At 45.6% G+C, this 20,939-nt stretch carries 19 protein-coding genes; 14 read left to right on the forward strand and 5 right to left on the reverse strand.

From position 1 onward, the window contains the following. Nucleotides 1–94: 94 nt before the first annotated feature. On the reverse strand, nucleotides 95–2,770 hold the full coding sequence (locus LSG37_RS12465) for a CHASE domain-containing protein (protein WP_233080184.1): 2,676 nt from the start codon (nucleotides 2,768–2,770) through the stop codon (nucleotides 95–97). Nucleotides 2,771–2,926: 156 nt separating this feature from the next. Here LSG37_RS12465 and LSG37_RS12470 point away from each other — a divergent pair, with 156 nt between their 5' ends. Together LSG37_RS12470 and LSG37_RS12475 are read left to right on the forward strand one after the other, a co-directional pair. Then, nucleotides 2,927–4,885 (forward strand): DNA topoisomerase III, encoded by a 1,959-nt coding sequence (locus LSG37_RS12470; RefSeq protein WP_233080185.1) that lies wholly within the window; start codon nucleotides 2,927–2,929, stop codon nucleotides 4,883–4,885. A gap of 81 nt (nucleotides 4,886–4,966) precedes the next feature. Then, entirely contained in the window at nucleotides 4,967–5,743 is a 777-nt protein-coding gene (locus LSG37_RS12475) for a peptidylprolyl isomerase (protein WP_233080186.1), read from the forward strand. 72 nt (nucleotides 5,744–5,815) lie between these two features. On the opposite strand, the gene LSG37_RS12480 is transcribed toward LSG37_RS12475, so the two are convergent. Next, nucleotides 5,816–6,451 carry a GntR family transcriptional regulator gene (locus LSG37_RS12480; RefSeq protein ID WP_233080187.1) on the reverse strand — a complete coding sequence of 212 codons (636 nt, stop codon included), beginning with the start codon at nucleotides 6,449–6,451 and terminating at the stop codon, nucleotides 5,816–5,818. A gap of 1 nt (nucleotide 6,452) precedes the next feature. Then, a complete protein-coding gene (locus LSG37_RS12485) occupies nucleotides 6,453–7,622 on the reverse strand; it encodes a benzoate/H(+) symporter BenE family transporter (RefSeq protein ID WP_233080188.1) in 1,170 nt (389 codons plus the stop codon). A gap of 170 nt (nucleotides 7,623–7,792) precedes the next feature. Here LSG37_RS12485 and LSG37_RS12490 point away from each other — a divergent pair, with 170 nt between their 5' ends. From LSG37_RS12490 to LSG37_RS12505, 4 genes are read left to right on the forward strand one after another with little or no spacing between them, the layout of a single operon-like run. Further along, complete coding sequence (locus tag LSG37_RS12490) at nucleotides 7,793–8,173, forward strand: response regulator transcription factor (protein WP_233080189.1); 381 nt, start codon at nucleotides 7,793–7,795, stop codon at nucleotides 8,171–8,173. Further along, complete coding sequence (locus LSG37_RS12495; protein WP_233080190.1) at nucleotides 8,170–8,913, forward strand: YaiO family outer membrane beta-barrel protein; 744 nt, start codon at nucleotides 8,170–8,172, stop codon at nucleotides 8,911–8,913. Before LSG37_RS12490 ends, LSG37_RS12495 begins: the two co-directional genes overlap by 4 nt. After that, nucleotides 8,894–9,970 (forward strand): HEAT repeat domain-containing protein, encoded by a 1,077-nt coding sequence (locus LSG37_RS21415; protein WP_233080191.1) that lies wholly within the window; start codon nucleotides 8,894–8,896, stop codon nucleotides 9,968–9,970. The genes LSG37_RS12495 and LSG37_RS21415 overlap by 20 nt, the downstream gene beginning before the upstream one ends. Next, complete coding sequence (locus LSG37_RS12505) at nucleotides 9,970–11,436, forward strand: glycosyltransferase family 2 protein (protein ID WP_233080192.1); 1,467 nt, start codon at nucleotides 9,970–9,972, stop codon at nucleotides 11,434–11,436. The genes LSG37_RS21415 and LSG37_RS12505 overlap by 1 nt, the downstream gene beginning before the upstream one ends. 10 nt (nucleotides 11,437–11,446) lie before the next feature. On the opposite strand, the gene LSG37_RS12510 is transcribed toward LSG37_RS12505, so the two are convergent. Next, nucleotides 11,447–11,653, reverse strand: coding sequence for a cysteine-rich CWC family protein (locus tag LSG37_RS12510; RefSeq protein ID WP_233080193.1), 207 nt, complete (start codon nucleotides 11,651–11,653; stop codon nucleotides 11,447–11,449). 313 nt (nucleotides 11,654–11,966) lie between these two features. Here LSG37_RS12510 and LSG37_RS12515 point away from each other — a divergent pair, with 313 nt between their 5' ends. From LSG37_RS12515 to LSG37_RS12550, 8 genes are all read left to right on the forward strand, one after another. Further along, nucleotides 11,967–12,464: a hypothetical protein gene (locus tag LSG37_RS12515; protein ID WP_233080194.1), complete on the forward strand. Its 498-nt coding sequence runs from the start codon at nucleotides 11,967–11,969 to the stop codon at nucleotides 12,462–12,464. Between the two features lie 148 nt (nucleotides 12,465–12,612). Further along, nucleotides 12,613–13,797, forward strand: coding sequence for a formate-dependent phosphoribosylglycinamide formyltransferase (gene purT, locus LSG37_RS12520; protein ID WP_233080195.1), 1,185 nt, complete (start codon nucleotides 12,613–12,615; stop codon nucleotides 13,795–13,797). Between the two features lie 337 nt (nucleotides 13,798–14,134). Next, nucleotides 14,135–15,382, forward strand: a complete 1,248-nt coding sequence (locus tag LSG37_RS12525; RefSeq protein ID WP_233080196.1) for an HlyD family secretion protein — start codon at nucleotides 14,135–14,137, stop codon at nucleotides 15,380–15,382. Between the two features lie 27 nt (nucleotides 15,383–15,409). Continuing rightward, entirely contained in the window at nucleotides 15,410–15,595 is a 186-nt protein-coding gene (locus LSG37_RS12530) for a hypothetical protein (RefSeq protein WP_233080197.1), read from the forward strand. A gap of 13 nt (nucleotides 15,596–15,608) precedes the next feature. Continuing rightward, complete coding sequence (locus LSG37_RS12535; protein WP_233080198.1) at nucleotides 15,609–15,809, forward strand: hypothetical protein; 201 nt, start codon at nucleotides 15,609–15,611, stop codon at nucleotides 15,807–15,809. 579 nt (nucleotides 15,810–16,388) lie between these two features. Beyond that, complete coding sequence (locus LSG37_RS12540; RefSeq protein WP_233080199.1) at nucleotides 16,389–16,538, forward strand: hypothetical protein; 150 nt, start codon at nucleotides 16,389–16,391, stop codon at nucleotides 16,536–16,538. A 7-nt stretch (nucleotides 16,539–16,545) separates the two neighbouring features. Continuing rightward, complete coding sequence (locus LSG37_RS12545; RefSeq protein WP_233080200.1) at nucleotides 16,546–18,636, forward strand: peptidase domain-containing ABC transporter; 2,091 nt, start codon at nucleotides 16,546–16,548, stop codon at nucleotides 18,634–18,636. A 491-nt stretch (nucleotides 18,637–19,127) separates the two neighbouring features. Beyond that, complete coding sequence (locus LSG37_RS12550) at nucleotides 19,128–19,331, forward strand: hypothetical protein (protein ID WP_233080201.1); 204 nt, start codon at nucleotides 19,128–19,130, stop codon at nucleotides 19,329–19,331. 1,170 nt (nucleotides 19,332–20,501) lie between these two features. On the opposite strand, the gene LSG37_RS12555 is transcribed toward LSG37_RS12550, so the two are convergent. After that, nucleotides 20,502–20,873 (reverse strand): hypothetical protein, encoded by a 372-nt coding sequence (locus tag LSG37_RS12555; protein ID WP_233080202.1) that lies wholly within the window; start codon nucleotides 20,871–20,873, stop codon nucleotides 20,502–20,504. Nucleotides 20,874–20,939: the final 66 nt, after the last annotated feature.

Below are 20,939 nucleotides of genomic sequence, written 5' to 3' on the forward strand. Positions count from 1 at the left end.
CCCTCCTGTTGATATGAACTGAGCAGCGGTTTCACTGTCTTTCACACCTTAGTCGGTTCAGCCTTGACACAATCGACAAGAGATGCGGACTTTTTTAATTTCTGACCCTTTTTTTACCCGGCTCCGAGGTTTTTTCGTGTCGATTCAGTTGTTGGTAATAAGCAAAAGTCAGGCTAAAGCAGGTGCCTTTACCCAGTTGTGATTCAAAGTCGATGCTGCCTTGCATCATTTCAACCAGGGTTTTACTGATATTTAAACCCAAACCAGACCCCTGATTACTGCGGCTGTCAGAGCTGTCGGCCTGAGCAAACTTCTGGAAAATTTTGCTGCGAAAAGATTCAGCTATACCAGCACCCTGATCTTTTACTTTGATCACAAGGTATTGATCCTGCAGCTGATAACTTAACTTCACCACAGAGTGACTGGGGGAAAACTTAATTGCATTAGAGATTAAGTTCGACAAAATTTGCAGCAAACGGAATTTGTCCTGATACAAATAGACTGGAGTTGTGTCTGCGGGAGCTACTAAATCCAGCCGGACTAAGTATTTATCGGCATAAGCCTGATTTTGCAGTTTGGCTTCTTGCAGTAAGGCCAAAACTTCCACTTCTGCAGGTTGCAGTTTCAACTGACCGAACTCCAGCTTTTCAATATCCAGAATATCGTTGACCAGCCGTGCCAGTCTGTCCGTATTGGTTTTGGCAATCTGCACCAACTGTTGTGCCTGAGGAGGTAATTCACCAACCACACCACCGGCCAATAAACCTAAAGAACCGTTGATCGAGGTCAGCGGCGTGCGTAGTTCATGACTGACAGTGGAGATAAACTCACTTTTCATTCTGTCTATTTTTTTGCGTTCACGTAAATCGTGCAGCATCAGGGTATACAAATGCTTATCTGCTATATCTACCCTGCTTAAGCCCATTTCCAGCGGAATTTGCTGGCCGTCCTGGCTTAAGCCTGTCACTTCAACTGTGTGGCCCACCCATAGATTCAGTTGGTCCACTGTTAAAGGTTGCAGCAATTGATGATTTTTATGTTCAGGTAAACAGGCCAATAACTTACTGACAGGCTGGCGTAACAAGGAATGCATGGCGTAACCAAACAGCACAGAGGTTTCTTTATTCACCCGCTCAATCAGGCCTTGCTGGTCGACTATCACTATAGATTCAATGGCATTGTCCAGAATCGAGCTCAGTTCCTTAGTACGCTGGGTGATCAAATGTTCAATACGAGCTGAACGACCGGTCAAAACCAGTAGGAATATCCCCAGCAGGCTACATAACACCAGGCCACCTGTTAACACATACCAGCTTTGCTGGCCTGAATTGAGGTTCAGCATGGCTGTACTGGGAGCCAATTGCATTTCCAGTGAGCGCCCTGCGTGCGACCACTGGCGGGTCCAGGTCAGATACTTCGCCTGAGGTGACAATTCAGGTAAAGAACCGTAATAAGATAGCCCTGTGCCTAAATCTCTGATTTGCAGATGAAACTCAGAGGTATTGTATTGACTTAAACTGGTTCTAACCAGTTCTGCTGTTTCAAAAATGCCACAAACAAAACCACGAATTTGTGTGCGTTTTTCATCTAGGCTTTTTGGAACCTCCCCCTGCTGATAAACAGGAATAAAAAACATCAAAGCGGCATTGCCACTTACCAGTCGCACCGGAGCCGTGATGCTGATACTGCCCGAATCCCTCGCATAATCCATAGCATCTTTTCGCACCGGATCTGCAGCTAAATCCAAACCTGCCAGAGATCGGTCGCCAGAAGCCGAAGCCATGTAACGGATCACGCTGTAGTATGGGCGTTGTGCCGCCAGCCTTACTCCGGGGTTGGCATACTCCTTAAAATCGGTTTGTAGCTGCGCTTCCACCACAGCGCGTTGTTGATGCGGTACGAGTTCAACCCAATCAAAAAACAAGACGCCAGCTTCTTTCCACGGATAACCTTGCAGAAACTTTAGAAACATACCTTCTGTGACTTCAGGTTGAGTGGCAAACAGCCGTTCAAGCATTTGCATTTGCTGCAGCACTTTACTGACTCTGAACTGAAAAGTGGCGCTGATTTGTTCTGATTGATCAAAGAACTTTTGTTGCAGGCTCTGGTGTTGTTGAAAACGGGCAAGCACAAACAGAGCGACTACCAAAGCAGAACAGACCAATAAAGGTAAACCCACAGTCAGCCAGCGTGAACGCCATAAAGGGCGGGGCTTAGCAAATAACATAAATACCAGAGGAATGGCGATCATCACGCCAATCATGTCGCCAACCCACCAGGTAAACCAGTTTAATCCAGCGTTATCTGGTGTCACTATGTCAAATTTACACAAGACTAAGGTGGATAAAGCCGAGCTGATTAAACAAGCCAGAGGACCAGCCAGCAAAAACAGCCAAAGAATACTTTTTTCAAAGGTCAAAGCACTATGAAAGCTGGCAAAACGACGTACAGACCACAACGCAAAAGTCACAGTCAAAGCTGTGATGGCAGCCATGCTTAAGCTGTAGACTATTTTATCTGACCAGGTTAAAGCAGTTGGCCAGTCGGGCTGAACCAGCTTAAAAACCAGCGAACCTAAAAAGGCACCGGCGAGCATCGGGTAACCCCATAACAATGCTGCCGCAATAGCTATACCCAAGGAAGGAAATACAGAAGTCGCCATACCTGGCGCTACGGCCAGCAAAATAGCCAGTTGGCCGAAAACGAAATAAGTAATGGCCAGCAGAACGATGCGCAACAGCGTCAAACTTGTAGTTGAAATTTTAATCAATGCTGACACTTCACCAAAGCAGGCACCAGTTTATCCCGGCAAAACCTTAGCTTACTCTGTGACTGGCAGAAAACAAATGCTCCAGCCTTTGCTTTTTTGGGAAAACTGCGGTTAAATTAACTGTTTTTTCATACAGTGTTTTGTTGGGCTTACAGCATGCGTCTATTTATAGCAGAAAAACCCAGTATGGCCCGTGCTATTGCCGATGCCTTTGGGCCACATCAAAAGCAGCAGGGTTATCTGCAGCTCAGTAATGGCGATAAAGTCAGTTGGTGTCTTGGCCATTTATTAGAGCAGGCCGAACCTGAAGCTTATGATCCGCTTTTTAAAAGCTGGCGGCTGGAGCATTTACCTATTCTGCCCGATCAATGGAAACTGGTACCTAAAGCACAAAGCAAAGCTCAGCTGAAAATACTGACCCAACTGATTAAAGAAGCCACTGAACTGGTGCATGCTGGCGATCCGGATCGGGAAGGCCAGTTGTTGGTGGATGAAGTGCTGCAGCACAGCAAAGTCAGTCAAACTAAACTGAAACAAACCAAAAGGCTGCTGTTAAACGATTTAACCCCAGCCGCTGTGCGTTTAGCTTTGCAGCAGTTAAAGCTGAATTCCGAGTTTGCGCCTTTGTCGCAAAGTGCCTTGGCCCGCAGCAGAGCTGACTGGTTGTATGGCATTAATTTAACCCGTGCTTATACCTTGCATGGCCAGAGGCAGGGTTATCAGGGCGTGCTGTCGGTGGGCAGGGTGCAAACTCCGGTGTTGGGTTTAGTCGTACAACGCGACTTACAGATCGAAAACTTCGTCAGCCGCGATTTTTATCAGGTAAAAGCGCATTTAACGGGGGCCGACTGGCCTTTTAGCGCCATCTGGCAACCCAGTGAAGCTTGCGCTCCTTATCAGGACGAAGAAGGCCGTGTGCTCAATCGTGAGTTGGCTGAACTGGTGCAACGCAAAACAAGTCATCAACCCGCTGTGGTGGAACAGGTGCAGCAGCAACCGAAAAAACAGTACGCGCCTTTGCCTTTTAGTTTGTCGGCTTTGCAAATTGAAGCGGCAAAACTTTATGGCATGACAGCACAACAAGTGCTGGATACCTGTCAGCAATTGTATGAACGCCATCAACTTATTACTTATCCACGTTCGGATTGCAGGCATTTGCCAGAGCAGCAATTTAGCCAGTCTGCAGCTGTATGCCGCGCTGTAACAGCCAACAGCCCAGAGCTGACAGAAATGCAGCAGCAGGCCACTATGAGCCTGCGTAGCAAAGCCTGGGATGACAGTAAAATCACAGCTCACCACGCTATTATCCCGACCGACAAAGCCTTGAAGTCAGCCAGTCTGAATGCGTTTGAGGCCAAACTCTATTGGCTGATAGCGCGGCAGTTTTTATGGCAGTTTTTCCCGCCATACTGCTATCTCGAGCAGCAAGCGCTGATTAAAATTGCCGGAGGTTTGTTTAAAGCTCAGGCACGCCAGGTGCAGTCCTTGGGCTGGAAAGCTTTTTATAAAGCCAGCCAAAAAGAAGATCAGGACGAAGATGCAGACGAGCTGCAGACATTACCGCCTTTAACTAAAGGCCAACCATTGCAGTCGGGTCAGTCTGAGTTGCTGTCAAAACAAACTCAGCCGCCGGCTTATTTTACTGATGCTACTTTATTGGCTGCTATGACGGGGATCAGCCGCTTTGTAACCGATCCAGAGCTTAAACGTATCTTAAAAGAAACCGCAGGTTTAGGTACTGAAGCCACCCGTGCCGGTATTCTGGAGCTGCTGTTTAAGCGCGGTTATTTGCAGCGACAGGGTAAACAAATTCGCGCCAGTCAGTTGGGGCGTGTTTTTATTCAAAGTTTGCCACAACGTATTACAGCACCGGATTTAACTGCGTTGTGGGAAGCACAGCTGGAACAGATTTGCCATCAGCAACAGGATTATCCGCACTTTATGGCGCAGTTGCAGCCAGAAATTACCAGGCTGGTGCAACAGGCACAGGTGTCTGCTGAAATAGCCAAAACTGCGGCCCCACAAAAACCAGCTTATAAAAATACCAGACGAAAAACAGCGCAGGGGAAAGCTGCACCATACACAAAACGAACAAAGGTTAACAAAGTTGTTTAGTTCGTAACTAAGTGTAATGGGGCTGGATTGCTGAGCCCGACTGAATTAAAGTCGGGTGACTTTCTTTCAGGGATCCTTGTGATGTTTAAAAAAACTATACTAACAACCACTTTTGCCGCCGCTTTAGCTTTTACCAGTCAACAGGCTGACGCCACCATCGTATTGGTTGAAACCAATATGGGTGATTTTGAAATTAACCTGTTTGACCAAACCACACCAAAAACTGTGGCTAACTTTCTGTCCTACGTTAATGACGGGTCGTATAACAATGCTGTAATCCACAGGTCAATAAAAGACTTTGTGGTACAGACAGGTCAACGCTACAGCGGCAATAACACAACACCTTTAGTTGATATTCCGCAACGCGCCCCGGTAGAAAACGAACCAAAATTGTCTAATGTGCGTGGTACTGTCGCTATGGCGAAATTGGGCGGTCGCCCAAACAGTGCAACGAATCATTGGTATGTGAATGTCGTCAATAACTCCAGCCATCTGGACAGAGACAATGGTGGTTATACTGTGTTTGGCGTCGTGACTGGCACAGGCCTTTCGATTATTGAAAGTATTAATAATCTGTATGTACCAGGTGGATCTGGCCCTTTTGGACAAACTCCGCTGCGTAACTACAGCGCCACAGATTTCGGCAATAATATTGCTATCACCGCCAACAACCTGGTTGTGATTGAAAAAATTACGGTGATCAACGACAGCCCAACTACAGCTGCTAACCTGAATCCGACGCCAAATACTTTGGCAGGCCAGGAGACTGACAGCAGTTCTTCAGGCGGTGGCTCAATGGGTTCAGCTTTATTGCTGGCGTTAGCTGGTCTGGCGTTTTGGCGTCGCCGTAAAGTTTAATCTGAATAGATTAGAAATTCTGTTGGATTAAAGACGGGCGCGGATAAACCGTGCCCCTACAGTTCTGTGGAATCAGGCAGGTTGTTGTCGTAAGTGACCGGTTAATAACTCACCTGCCTGCTGAATATGCTGTTGTAGTAAAGCTACAGCAGCATCCAATTGCTGCGTTCGCAGTAACTCAAGCAGTTCCCGGTGTTCCTGATGACTGGTATCAGCATAATTCAGACTTATTTCCTGAAAACCTAAATAGCGCTCCACTTGCTGGTGCAGACTATGCAGCAAACGCAGCAAATGTGGGCAATGGCTGGCCTGATATAACATCAGATGAAACTGCCAGTTGAGTGCGCCTCTGTCTGCTGCAGATAAATGCTGATCCTGTTCAATCTGCTGTAATAAATCTTCAGCCTGGCCAAGCAGACTAAAAGTGAGCTGGGGAAAAGCACGGCGCAACGCCATAGGCTCGAGCTGTAAGCGAATTTGATACAACTCTTCAGCTTCTGAAGCCGTTAAAGGCGGCACCATTAAGCTGGCTTTGCCCGCCATCACCAGCAAGGCTTCAGCTTTTAATTGCTGCAACGCATCGCGCACCGGAATACGGCTGACCTGATAATAATCCGATAATTTTTGCTGATTCAGCACTGCACCTGCTGGCCAGATGCCCTGACGAATATCTTGTTTTAACTGCTGGTATAAACTGGCTTTGGTCATATTAACTGGCCTTTTTTTGTGGCAGTTTTAACATGAGTGCACAGCATAAACCAGCCACTAACCCCCAAAAAGCTGAGGCTATGCCAAAAAAGCTGACGCCTGATACTGTCACCAGCAAAGTGACTACTGCAGCTTCTCTGTGTGGCCCGGTTTGTGTGGTTAAAGCCAGATTCGTTCCTATAGTGCCAAGCAAAGCCAGGCCGGCCAAAGCTGTGACTAAAGTGGCCGGGAAAGCCGCAAATACAGCCACCACAGCTGCACCAGCCAAGCCAGTCAGTACATAAAAAATACCAGCGGCCACACCAGCACTGTATCTTTTTGCCGGATCAGCATGAGCTTCAGGGCTGGCACAAATGGCTGCAGTAATAGCGGCTAAATTAATAGAAAAGGCCCCTAAAGGTGCCAGCACTATAGTAGTCACAGCGCTGGCGTTAATCAGTGGTGATACCGGCAGGTTGTAACCGCTGCTTTTAAATACAGCTAAACCCGGAATATTTTGTGAGGTTAAAGTGACAATAAAAAGTGGTAAACCTACACCTATTAAAGCGCTGACAGACCACTGGGGCCAAATCCAGACCGGAGCTGGCCAGTCAAAATGTACCTGAGCAAGATTCAACTGGCCTTGCAGGCTGGCATAAAGCACTGCCACCACCAACACCAATGGAATAGCATACCGGGGCAAGTACTGTTTACTGATCAGATAAGTAGCGCACATCAGCCCCACCAGCCATAAATCCTGCTGTAGCGAGGTAAAAATCGACAAACCAAAGTTAAATAAAATACCGGCCAGCATGGCAGAGGCTATTTGTAGCGGAATTTTATTGCTGAGTTTTTCAAACCAGCCGGTAAGACCAAGCAATAAACTTAAAGCGGCAGCGAAAATAAACACGCCCACAGCTTCGGCTAAACTCAGGCCCTGTAAGCTGCTGACTAAAAGTGCTGCTCCTGGCGTGGACCAGGCCGTTAGCACTGGCGCTTTGAAATACAAGGACAAGCCAATACAGGTGAAGCCCATGCCAAGGCCCAAGGCTAAAATCCAGGACGCCATCACGGCCTGATCCGCGCCCGCCGCAGCTGCAGCCTGAAAGACAATAGCCACAGAGCTGGCAAAACCAACCAATACAGCCACAAAACCAGCAGCTATGGCTGATAAGCTAAAGTCGCGCCACATAAAAGGTCACCTGAAAAGACATTGATGAATACATTAATTTAATTTGTATACAAATTTCAAGAGGAGAGCATTATTTTAGCGACTTAGGTGGATTTTTTTATGGACGGCTTGAACAACAAATCAAATTAGCTTAAGAAAGTAACCGGGACAGCCGGATCTCTGGAGTATTGATGGGCATTAAAACTGTATTACTGGTTGAGGATGATGAACTGATCGGCAAGTTGTTAGTTTTTATTTTGCAACGTGATGGTTATCAGGTCGAATGGTTGAAAGACGGTCAGCAGGCACAGGATTTGGTGTTATCTGGTCGAGATTTTAGTGCTGTAGTACTTGATTTAATGCTGCCATTTTTTGACGGCTTATTTTTACTTGAATTGATCCGAAATCAATCCAGCATGGCTAAAGTGCCAGTGTTAATTCTGACGTCCAAAATGGGTGAAGAAGATATAGCTCTTGCGCTGAAAAAAGGTGCAGATGATTATTTGGTTAAACCATTTCAGCCACCTGAGCTAAGTGCTCGTTTGCGTCGTCTTATAGGAAAGCAAGGATGATCAAAAGCTTAGTTTTAGGGCTGGCTGCCTTAGCGCCATTGGTTTGTATCGCAGCTGAAAGTTATCAACTTGAAACAGGGGCAGGTTATGAGCAACTGTCGGACAGTTTTGCCGATGGCTCATTTTATTATGCCGGATTACGTCATGCCGCTACGGATTATGGTTGGGGCGCTCGCTGGCAGCGCAGCAAGCGTTTTGACTTAAAGGATCAGGAATGGCTGACGGATGGTTATTATAAAATCAGTGACAACCTGACCTGGTTGGGACAAGCCGCTTATAGCCCCCAAAACCGAGTGCGGCCCGAACTCTCGATAGGCAATCAGTTGGCCTGGCAATGGATGAAGGGCTGGGTTGTGACGCCCGGGGTATCTGTTTCTAATGACGATCAGCAAGACAGCCGCAGCTATAGCCTGATGAATGAACATTACAGTGGTTCATGGCGTTATGCTTACACCTTGTATCACTCCAGACCTGAAGGTACTGGCTCAGCCAATACTCATGTACTGCAAGCGAGCTATTACTTTAACGATACGGATTCACTCACTGCCTTGTTGGTCAAAGGTAAAGAACTGGAACGTTTGCCTAACCGTGTGTTGGTGATGGAGGTTAACCGCATTGGCTTATTTGGCCAATTCTCTTTTGCCACCGACTGGAGTCTGTTGTACAACCTGAGCTGGTCTGAACAAGATGTGTTATACAAAAAAACCGAGGTGGGTTTAGGTGTCCGATACACACTCTGATGTGATAGTGCAGCTGGTTTGGTACAGCAGCGCTGTGTTATTGCTGATAACACTTTTGCTGCTGGTGCTGACTTTATTCATGCATTACGAAAGACGGCAGCGCGACAAAAGCCGCCAGCAGGCCACAGAACAATGGACACCTATACTGTTTTCCTGGATTTATTCGCCGGACGAAAATACAGGGCCCTTGCCACAACTGACTGCCGAAGGTTTTGGTTTTGTAGTGCAGTTATGGTTGCAACTGGAGCAAACCGTCAGGGGCAGCGCATCCAGCCGTCTGGCCGGACTGGCACAACAACTGAATTTAATTCCTGTGATGAAGCAATGGCTGCATGGCTATAGCACAGATAAAAAACTCACTGCCATTATGGCGCTGGGCATAGTGCAGGAGAAATCTGCTTTTGCCGATTTGATCCCTCATGTACTGGACAAACGGACTATTTTTTCTTTGGTGGCGGCCAGAGCTTTATTGGCTATAGATCCAAAACTGGGTTTACCTGTGATTTTGAGTCAAATTCATCGGGACGATTGGTCGGTCAGCCGACTGGCAGGTTTGCTGGTGCGCTTGCCTCATGATTTGATGGTAAGGTCTATTACAGACTGTGCCGAAAAGGCGACAGCCAAAGAGTTAAGACGTTTGATTAAGCTGATGCATATCTTATCGCCCATCGACAGTCAGCCGCTGATCCAGCAAGCCTTAGAGCACTACCCGAATGAAATGGAGTTGTTAACTACAGCTTTTGCCAGCGCTGTGTCACCTGACTTATTACCATTATTACGCCAGCAGGTCGACAATCCGCAGTGGGAAGTCCGCGTGCAGTTAGCCAAAGCTTTAGCCCGGCTAGGCGACAGGTCTGATGCGCCTTTATTGCTAAAGATGTTATCGGATTCCAACTGGTGGGTGCGTTATCGTGCGGCGCAAAGTTTGATTGCCATGCCTGGCGTTGAGGATGAGCAGCTACAACAGTGGCAACAACAACTGACCGACCCTTTTGCTATCGCTATTTTGTTGCAAGTGAAGGAAGAACAACAGCGTCAGCAGCAAGGGAGAACCTGATGGCGAATGACTGGTTACAACAGAGCATAGAGTGGATGCATCAGTGGATACAGCAGTTGGATCTGGCACCCTGGCTGGTGCCTTTGCAGTGGCTGTTGGTGGGGTATTTTGTTTGTTTGTCTGCGGGTTACCTGATCCTGAATTTAGTCGCCTTGCTGGTGATGCGTAGCCATATTCAGTCAGCCCGCACTGAGCTGTTACCAGCCAGCTACGCCAGTTTTTTAACTCCTATTTCTGTGTTGGTGCCTGCCTACAACGAACAGGAAACCATTGGTAGTTCAGTCTTGTCTTTATTGCAACTGACTTACCCTGAGTACGAAGTAATAGTCATCAACGATGGCTCTAAAGATGAAACCTTACAGGTGCTGAAAGACAGTTTTGCTTTAACCTTGTCCTCAGCCACTTGCCCATTACGTTTACCTTGTCAGCAAATTCGCGGTATTTATCAGTCCAGCCGTTATCCGAATTTAAAAGTGATAGATAAAGCCAATGGCGGTAAAGCGGATGCCTTAAATGCCGGGGTGAATTTATCGCGTTTTCCGCTGTTTTGTGGTGTAGACGCCGACTCTATTTTGCAACGCGACAGCTTATTGCGCATTATCCGGCCTTTTCTGGAAGATCCTACCGCCATTGCAGCAGGCGGAACTGTACGTATCGCGAATGGCTGTCAGGTGAAAGATGGTTTGTTATTAAAAGCCGCTTTACCCAATAAAATATTGCCGCAACTGCAAATAGTTGAATACCTGCGTGGTTTCTTGTTTGGTCGTTTGGGCTGGTCGTCCTTAAATGCATTATTGATCATCAGTGGTGCTTTTGGTTTGTTTAGAAAAGACCTGGTGATTGAAGTGGGTGGTTACCGGCATAAAACCATAGGCGAAGATATGGAGCTGGTAGTGCGGATGCACAAACATATGCGGCTGAATAACCGCAAATACCGCATTTATTTTATTCCTGACCCTGTGTGCTGGACTGAAGCGCCGGAAGATCTGGCTACGCTTGCACAGCAGCGTGTACGCTGGCAAAGGGGGTTGCTGGAAAGTTTAAGTGCCAATATGTCTTTATTATTTCATAGGAAATCTGGAGCTGTCGGCTGGTTAGCTTTTCCTTTTGCTTTGCTATTTGAAGCCTTAGGTCCGGCACTGGAAGTGCTGGGTTATCTGTTCATGTTATTTACCTGGCTGGCCGGTTGGTTAGATCCGGCTGCTTTATTAGCCTTTTTAGTGGTCACTATAGGTTTTGGCATACTGATTTCTGTAGTAGCGCTGGTGCTGGAAGAAATGTCGTACCCTGTATATCCGGGCGGGCGCAGCATTATGCGGTTGTTTTTAATGGCAGTGCTGGAAAATTTCGGTTATCGCCAGTTGAATTCCTGGTGGCGTTTAAAAGGTTTATGGCTGTGGGCCCGTAACAGCAAAAGCAGTTGGGGCACAATGAAACGCTCAGGTAAATGGCAAAATACCAAATAACACTGTGTGATTATTGAGGTTTAAATTGTTGTACAGGCTTGGCCTGTTCTACAAAGCGCTTGAAACAGCCAACACAAATGCAGCTATTTTGATCCGGCACCTGTGCCAGCAGCTCAGCCGGAAATTGCTTCGCCATACACCAGCACTGGTTCTGCTCAGCAGTGCCTGCTTTACATAAATTAGCTTGCTGACATAAAGGGCAAAGTTGCTCGGACATAAAAATGCTCTGTTTTGGTTTAGCTTTACTATACCTCAATCAGCTTTTTGATGTTCAGGTACAGCTTTGTCTGAATAGTGCTTCAATGTGGGCCAAGAATATCAGGTGTGCTGAATATATCCCTTAGAGTTTTACAAAAAACCAGCAATGGACAGGCAGGTTGCAAAGAAGTATTTTATTTGTTGAATTAGTGTTTTGTAGGCGGCGTTTCTTTGAAAAGATCTGTCGGTTTTGCTTTAGAAAAAAGTCGCGATATGGATCTATGGTGCCCGCCTCCCAAGATCAATAATTATTCCAAAACCAAGGACGATGAATGAAATCCATTATTAGCTTACTTATGGCCTGTAGTTTGTTACTGGCTGGTTGTGGCAAAACACCGGATGTAGACGAGCTAACCCAGCAATTTTCCCAGCATCACACCCAGTTTAAGCAGTTGGCTAAGATGTCATGCGACGTGAAGGCAAGTCTGAATACAACATTTCATCATCACAAAATAAATGCGCCGCTAGACGACTATCCAGAACATATAGCCAATCAGCTTCAGAAAATAAATACCTTATTGAACGACATTGATGCGGAAGGTATATCACTCAGTCAGAAAGGTGAGCCAGAGTGCTCACTTTTTATCACACAATGGTCCGTCTGGTTCTATGGTGAAGGTGCTTACATGGGCTATAGCTACCAGCCAGCAAAAATTAGTGACTATAACCCGGCCATTCATCAGGAAGACAAGCGTGATCCAAAAGCGCCTCTGCATTTTACCAAAGCCCTGGCCGATGGTTGGTATATCGAATACGTCAATATACCCTGAGTGTCGGCAGCGTTAAGGTGGGTGTTAGCCTAAGCTGCAGGTGGTTACAGTTTTCAGCTTGCTTACCAGCTCCTGAACCCGCTTAAATCATTAAGTGTTGGCAGATGATTTTTGTTATGCTCTTGCACATTAAATCAAGGAGCTGCAGATGAGCCAGATAGGAACCCCGGGTGCCGCCAACGCCACTAAAGTGCTGTTATTAGGTAGCGGTGAACTTGGTAAAGAAGTATGTATTGAACTCAAACGTTTAGGCTGTGAAGTGATAGCGGTCGACCGTTACGCCAATGCGCCTGCTATGCAAGTGGCCGATCGCCATTATGTAATTTCGATGCTGGACGGTGCTACTTTGCGCCAGATTGTGATCAAAGAAAAACCAGCGCTGATCGTACCTGAACTGGAAGCTATAGCCACCAGCACGCTGGTAGAGCTGGAGCAACAAGGTTTTACTGTGATCCCAAGCGCCAAAGCGGCCAACCTGACCATGAACCGCGAAGGTATTCGGCGTTTAGCGGCTGAAGAGTTACAACTGCCTACCTCGCCTTTCCGTTTTGCTGATGACAAAGCCAGCTACTTAGCAGCTGTGGCCCATATTGGTTACCCTTGTGTGGTGAAACCTATTATGTCGTCCTCCGGCAAAGGCCAGTCAGTGCTGAAATCCGACGCCGATTTAGAAGCAGCCTGGGCTTATGCTCAGGAAGGTGGTCGTGCCGGTAAAGGCCGGGTCATAGTCGAAGGTTTTATCGACTTCGATTACGAAATCACGCTGCTGACAGTTCGTTCCATTTCCGGCACTCAATACTGCGAACCTGTTGGGCATCGTCAGGAAAAAGGTGATTACCGCGAATCATGGCAACCTCAGGCTATGTCGGCGGCTGCATTGGAAAAAGCCCAAAGTTACGCCGCTTTAGTCACTGAAGCTTTAGGTGGTTTTGGTTTATTTGGTGTGGAGTTGTTTGTGAAGGGCGACGAGGTGTGGTTTAGCGAAGTATCACCCCGGCCACACGACACTGGTATGGTGACCTTAATTTCGCAAAACTATTCCGAATTTGCGCTGCATGCCCGCGCTATTTTAGGTTTGCCTATTCCGGTGATCCGCCAATACGGCCCAGCAGCTTCAGCTGTGTTATTAGTGCCTGGTAATTCCCAGCAAATTGGCTATGGCAACTTAGCTCAGGCCTTAATGCAACCCGACACCGACCTGCGCCTGTTTGGGAAACCCGAAGTACAAGGCGAACGCCGTATGGGCGTAGCTTTAGCGTTAGGAGATAACGTCGATCAGGCCAAACAAAAAGCACTGGATGTGATCGCCAAAATTAAAGTGGATGTGTTGTAGGTTTTTAAGCTGACAATTCATTTTTAAATGTGAAAACAAGGGCCTGCGGGCCCTTTTGTTGTTTTTGATACCTCATAAAACCAGCTACTTAGATTAAAATCTGCCTGAAAATTAAGCAGGTGAATTTTTATACAAAAAAGTTATATAAATCATTAGCTTGCATTAGGGTATTCTAACTGATGCCATAATTAAAAACCCTTACAATTCACTTATTTAGGTAATTAATTAACTTTTTAGGTAAAAAAGTGCTTGAAGTGTTTTTTTTTGTTAATGTAGTTTTTGTTTAAGCAACTTATTTACCTATATTGGTTTGTCTTTTGGTTGCATTGGAGTTGTTGTGTCACAGGGATTATTTCGTCAGTCAGCTATTAAACATCAGTCGGCCCGCCTTGACGGCGAGGTGGTGATTGCTCAGCCTGTATCGTCCAGTGTATTAACTGGCGCTTTGGTTCTGGTAGTGACTGCACTGGTGATTTTTTTAGTCTGGGCCTCCTTTGACCGCAAAGAAACCGTCTCTGGTTATTTAAAACCCAACCGTGGTTTAGCCAAAATTACCGCTCCCCGTGCCGGTGTGGTTAGCGAAATTTATATTGAAGATGGCCAGCAGGTAGCGGCCGGTCAAAAGCTGTTAAAAATTTCAGTGCAGGACCAACTGGCTCAGGGCCAAAGCTTAACTTTAAGTTTAACTGAAGCTTTGGATACACAAGCTCTGTTGCTGGAGCAACGGCGGCAGCAAAGCAACCAGCAGTATCAGCAACAACAAGCTGAGCTGAACTCCCGTTTAGTGTCCAGTCAGCAATTAATAGGCGAAATAACTACACAACAGCAGATGCTGCAACAACGGCTGGAGTTAAATCAAAAACGTTATGCAGATTATCAGGCGTTAAGCCAACAAGGTGCTGTCACTCAGGACGAGCTGGACAAGCAAAAAGAGCTGCTATTGAACTTGCAACAATTGTTGGCTGAACAAAAAGCCAGTGAGCAGGCGCAGCTAAATCAAGTGCAACAAATTCAGGGCCAGCTCGCACGTTTACCTATGGAACAGCAACAACAGCAGGCCATTCTGGCTACTGAGTTATCGCAGTTGCAGCAGCAAAAAACTGAATTGCAGGGCCGTGGTGAACTGGTATTAACAGCCCCTGTGGCAGGGCGTGTGACTAATTTAGTGGCTGAATTAGGCAACAGCATAGCGGCCGCTTTGCCACTACTCACCATAATGCCGGAACAGGCTGAATTATTAGCAGTGTTATTAGTGCCGACCCGTGCTTATGGTTTTGTCCAGCCGGGGCAGCAGGCAAGGTTACGTTTTGACGCCTTTCCGTACCAGCGTTTTGGCAGTTACGAAGGGCAAGTAATAAAAACGGCGCAGGCTATAGTGCTTCCAAATGAAGTAGATATGCCTGTCGCCTTACAGGAGCCAGTGTACCGCGTTGAGGTGCAACTGGAATCGCAACAAATCCGCGCTTTTAACAACAATGTTCCGCTGCAATCGGGCATGTTGTTAAGCGCAGATATAGTGCTGGAACAACGCAGCCTGATGGCCTGGTTGTTTGAGCCGATCTTAAGCCTGAAAGGCAGGCTGTAATCTTTAATCATCTCAAGGAGAGATCATATGCAAGAGTTAACATTTGAGCAAGTGGAAGAAGTGAGTGGTGGTCTAGTGTTTTTAATCCCTCCTGCAGTTGGTGGCGCGCTGAAAGCCGCAGGTATGATAGGTGGGTTCATGGGCGGTGTTGGTGCTGGTTATACTTTAGCCAATGAATTGATTGGTTTTTATGACAAAGTAATGACACAGTGAAGGTTGATTAATTATGCAAATCGTACATGAAGATAGAAATTTAGTTGAGCTTTCAATTGAAGAATTGACTGAAGTTAATGGTGGTGCATCAAATAGATATGTAGCAGCTGGCCGCATGATCGCGAATGGAGCTCGTATAGCCGGACCCTGGGGAGTTGCTGCAGGACTAGTCATAACCATTGGTCTTGAAATTTACGAGCGAAGCCAAGAATAAAAGGGCATAGCTCCCTTTTGTGAAGTTTTTTTTGAGGTCAATATGGCATTTGAGAAAATATTTTTTTCACTGGGTGTGTTGCTTGGGGCATTAGTAGGCGTTGCACTTGGGCATTTTTTGATTCGGAATGCCTTTGAGTTTTTCGATCGACTAATTGCAGTATTTTGAAACAAAAATGATCTACCAATCGTAAGCCGCTGAATGCGGCTTACGATCAATTAGGTCTAGTCTTGCACTTTGCCCTGAATTATTATTTGTTCATGAACTTTATCTAATTTTCTGAAACAGGATTATACATAGTAAGGATCGAGTTACTTGCGCCTAAATCTTTTTGATGGAGTATATTTATACAAAGTTTCCTTGCTTCGTTTATGGCATTTTCCAGTATTTGACGATTCATTCACAGAACAAGAGTATTTTTGCAAAAAATAGTGTTCATGATAGAGCGCCCGAGACGATTAGGTTTCATGGGCTAAAGGCAAGCATTGAATCATTGTTGATAGTGACTTGCAGCGAGAGTTGCCATCAATATTGGTCGTGAGATGTATGAGCGGGCACAGTAAAAAGGAGGTCCTTTTTGTGAAACATTTTTTGGAGTTTGATGTGCTGTTTGAAAAAATATTTTTTTCTTTAGGTGTATTGTTTGGGATAATAGTAGGCGTTGCACTTGGTCATTTTTTGATTCGGAATGCTTTTGAGCTTTTTGATCGACTAATTGCGGTGTTTTGAAACAAAAATGATTTACCAATCCGAAGCCGCTGAATGTGGTTTAGCCTGTGTGGCTATGGTGGCCAATGATCATGGTCATCAACTTGATCTAACCACCTTACGTAATCGCTATAGCGTATCGCTCAAAGGCGCTAACTTGCAGCAGTTGATGCAACTTGCTGGTCAGTTGGGTATGGCGCCTCGTGCCTTAAAACTGGATTTAGCCGATTTAAAAAACTTGCGCTTGCCCTGCATTTTGCATTGGGATATGAACCATTTTGTGGTGCTGAAAAAAGTTAGCAACAAAGGCATTACCATTCTTGACCCTGCTATGGGTGAACGTGTTGTGGCATTGGCTGATGTGGATAAATCTTTTACTGGCGTGGCACTGGAGCTTAGCCCCACTACTGAATTTCAGAAAATTGATGAACGAGTCAAACTGGGCCTTACGGCTTTTTGGAGCAAGGTGCAGGGCCTGGTGCCGTCCCTTGTTAAGCTGTTTATTTTGTCTTTGTTGTTACAGCTTTTTGTATTGGCTGCACCTTATTACACTCAACTGGTGGTGGATGAAGTTTTAGTCAGTCACGACACGCCGCTGTTGGTAGTGCTGGCCTTAGGTTTTGGTTTATTGATGCTTGTGCAAACCCTGACTCAAACTTTAAGAGGTTGGGTGGTATTGCATTTAGGCTCCGTGATGAGCCTGCAAATGGCCACTAATTTATTCCGCCATTTATTGCATTTACCACTGAGCTTTTTTGAAAAACGCCATATGGGCGATATTGTCTCGCGCTTTGGTTCACTGAATTCAGTGCGCGAGCTATTAACCACAAGCCTGGTGGAAGGTGTGATCGATGGCGTAATGGCCATTACTGTGCTGGTGATGATGTATTTATATAGCCCACAGTTGAGTATGGTGGTGCTGGCCGCCGTGGTGATTTACGCCCTTATTCGCGCCATGTTGTACCGGCCTTTGCGGCAGCGCACTGAAGCTAGCATAGTAGCCAGCGCCAAAGAGCAAAGTAACTTTATGGAAACAGTGCGCGGCATGCAAAGCATTAAGTTGTTTGGTCAGCAAAGCCAGCGCTTAAATATCTGGCAAAACCGTTATGCCGATGCGGTGAATCAAAACTACCGACTGGGCAAATGGCAAATTTCTTACAGCACGATTAACCAGTTATTATTTGGTATTGAAAACACGCTGGTGGTGTATTTGGCGGCATGGGCAGTGCTGGATGGCAATATCAGTGTAGGTATGTTGTTTGCTTTTATGGCCTATAAAAACCAGTTCACCAGCCGGACAACTGCGCTGATTGATAAAGTGATTGCAATTAAAATGACGCGGCTGCACTTAGACAGGTTGGCTGATATAGCGCTGACTGAAAAAGAACAGGAAGGCGAAACCGCACAGCAACGTGAGATCAGCGGTGCTCTTAGTTTAAAAGATGTGGCCTTTCGTTATGCCAGTAACGACCCTTTATTATTTAACGGCTTAAACCTCGAAGTTAAGGCTGGCGAAAGCGTGGCTATTATTGGCCCTTCTGGTACTGGTAAAACGACCTTGTTAAAACTGATGTTGGGTTTATTGCCATTAGAGGCAGGTAAAGTAGAAGCCGATGGTGTGGATATAAAGCATTTGGGCTTAAGGCATTATCGGCAGCAAATTGCAGCAGTCATGCAGGAAGATGCTTTAATGTCGGGCACGCTGGCGGAAAATATCAGCTTTTTTGACAGCCAAATGGATATGCAAAAAGTGATGGCCTGCGCTCAATTGGCTGGTATTCATCAGGATATAGCCGCTATGCAAATGGGCTACAACGCCTTAATTGGTGATATGGGCAGCAGTTTATCCGGCGGCCAGAAGCAGCGGGTATTATTAGCCCGGGCTTTGTACCGCCAACCAAAAATTCTGTTTATGGACGAAGCTACCAGCCATTTAGATATTCAGTTGGAGCATTATGTCAACGAAGCCATTAGTCAGCTGCCGATGACCCGCATTATTATTGCCCACAGACCACAAACCATTTTAAATGCCGACCGTATTATTCAGCTGCATCAGGGCCAGTTAACGGATGTAACAGAAGCTTATAAACAGCAAATGCTGCCAGCGAAGACGGCTTGAGTGTAAATAGCTCCGAAGTTCTTTTAAGGAAATCGGCAAATGACGCCAAACAAAAAGCACTGGATGTGATCACCAAAATTAAAGTGGATGTGTTGTAGCTTTGATATTTTCACAAGCAGGGGCCAGCAGGCCTCTGCCTGGTTTCCCCCTTGGATTTCAGCTTGATCTCCTCAGGTTTTACCCCTAAAAATCTGCAAAATTAAATTTCTTTATTCATCAAACTATTAAAGTCTGATCCCCCATTTTGGTCTGGCTATCGCTTGTTTTTCTTTATTGTTAAATTATATTTAATTTAAAGTAAAATTTGTGTTTTTTGTTGTTTGGGAAGCGACAAATCCGTGCTTTTAGCAACACTGTTCCGCTTCAACCGGGCATTGTTGCTAAATGCGGATGTAGTGCTGAAACAACGCAGCCTAATGGCTTGGTTATATGAGCCGCTCTTAAGCCTTCAAGGCAGGCTGCACTCGTTAATCAACTCAAGGAGAGATAAAATGCAAGAGTTAACATTTGAACAAGTGGAAGAAGTGAGTGGTGGTGTATCACAAGATATGGCTATTGGTGGCAATCTGAGCATCGTTGGGATTGGTGTTGGAATTGCTGTTGCTGGCTCTGCTCCAGTATGGTTCCCTGTTGCAATGATAGGTGTCAGTATCGGATTGACGGCATCATATTTTTATAGCGTACTAGCAGAGTAGTTGAATTGGGCGCATCACTGATGCGCCCTTAAGATCCTCGTCAAATTGAGAGTGATATTATGAGCTGGAAACCGAAATTTACACTTTGTAAACGGAGTATGGTTGTAGGTCTTAGTTTTGGCATCGCGATTGGCATATGTGTCCAAATAATGATTCAACAATTCTTTGGCTGAGGATCAATGGGGTCAAATCTTTCCCATTGCTCCGAATGAGTGCTTGGCCATGAACTTTATATAATTTTCTGAAATAAGATTATGCATTGCCATGAGCGAGTTTCGTTCGCTTCCATCTTTTGATGGAGTATGTTTATACAAAGTTGACCTTGCTTCGTTTATGGCATTTTCTAGTACTTGAAGGTTCATCCACTGATCGAGAGAATTTCCCCAAAGTAGGGTTCAAGATAGGGCGCCCAAGACGATTACAGCTCATGGGCGCGGGGCAAGACTTGACCACATTAGTGATAAAAGTATGAAACTCGCTGTATTACTATCAATAGCTGCATCATTTTCTATCTTTTTTATGTCTCTTGGTGACCCATATGCTCAGGTAACTATCGGTAGTGTTGCATTTGTTATAGTTAGTATGTTTCTTTTTTATGAAAAAAATGATGCTTTCACGCCTCTTGGTAATTTTAAGGTTTTTTTATTTAAGTTCCTACTAAGTTTGTCTGTTGCCATACCGTTAGTGTCTTTAACTGTTTGGCTATCCCATTACTTTGGGGGGTGAATTTATTTAGCTATTTATATGAAATTTTATTTTTATATAAATCTCTAGTTCAGTGGTTTTCTCACTTATATTCGCTGAGGAAATTAAATGACGGCGCATTTCTTTTCTGAGAGATGAACATCATGTTTGACGTTCAATGTCCGCATTGTAAGAAAACGCTCACGATCAGGCAGAGGAAAGGGCTTATCATTCAGCCATCAATTCGCTGCATTTTTTGCCATAAGAGTATAAAAATCAGCGAGAACGCAACGTTCTTAAATTCTTGGTTTCTGGGGACTATCCTTGGCATTAGCATGCAGTTATTTTTGAACAGTTCATTAGCTTTTATTATCTGCACTGCGTTGTTTGTGTGTTTTTTTCTACAACCATTTATCGATATTTTTTACTCTTTGGAACCGGCAGAAGATGACTTCGATTTCTGAATGCAGAGGCTTGCGGTGCTGATCACTGCTGCCTGAACTCTTCCAGCTTCGGATATTGCCTTAACACATCACAAGCCCTTGTCATGGCGTCGCCAAATAAGGCCGGATGAAAATCACCGTTTTGGCAGTAGTCGCGGCGAAATTGCAGCAGGTTGGTGATGTTTTGTGCTGCTTTGGCTAACGCTTCCTGCTGGCCTGTGCCGTAATCCTGGCCTATAGCATAAAAAGCTTTTTGAATTTTACGGGTGACCATGGAATCAGACTGAGCGCCAGGCAGTGAAATATGTTCGGCTAACCAGTCCAGCACAGGTTCTGAATAAGGCAACATTCGTGGATGGTCATAAAAGGTCAGGGTGCTGACTATCAGCAAACACAACAGCAAAAAATTGCGCATAATTTGTTACCCCATTTATAACTCTATTGTTTATAACACAGCAAGAGCAGCATGACACTGTCAATC

The sequence above is a fragment of the Rheinheimera soli genome, from assembly GCF_021290985.1.
GTDB lineage: Bacteria > Pseudomonadota > Gammaproteobacteria > Enterobacterales > Alteromonadaceae > Pararheinheimera > Pararheinheimera soli.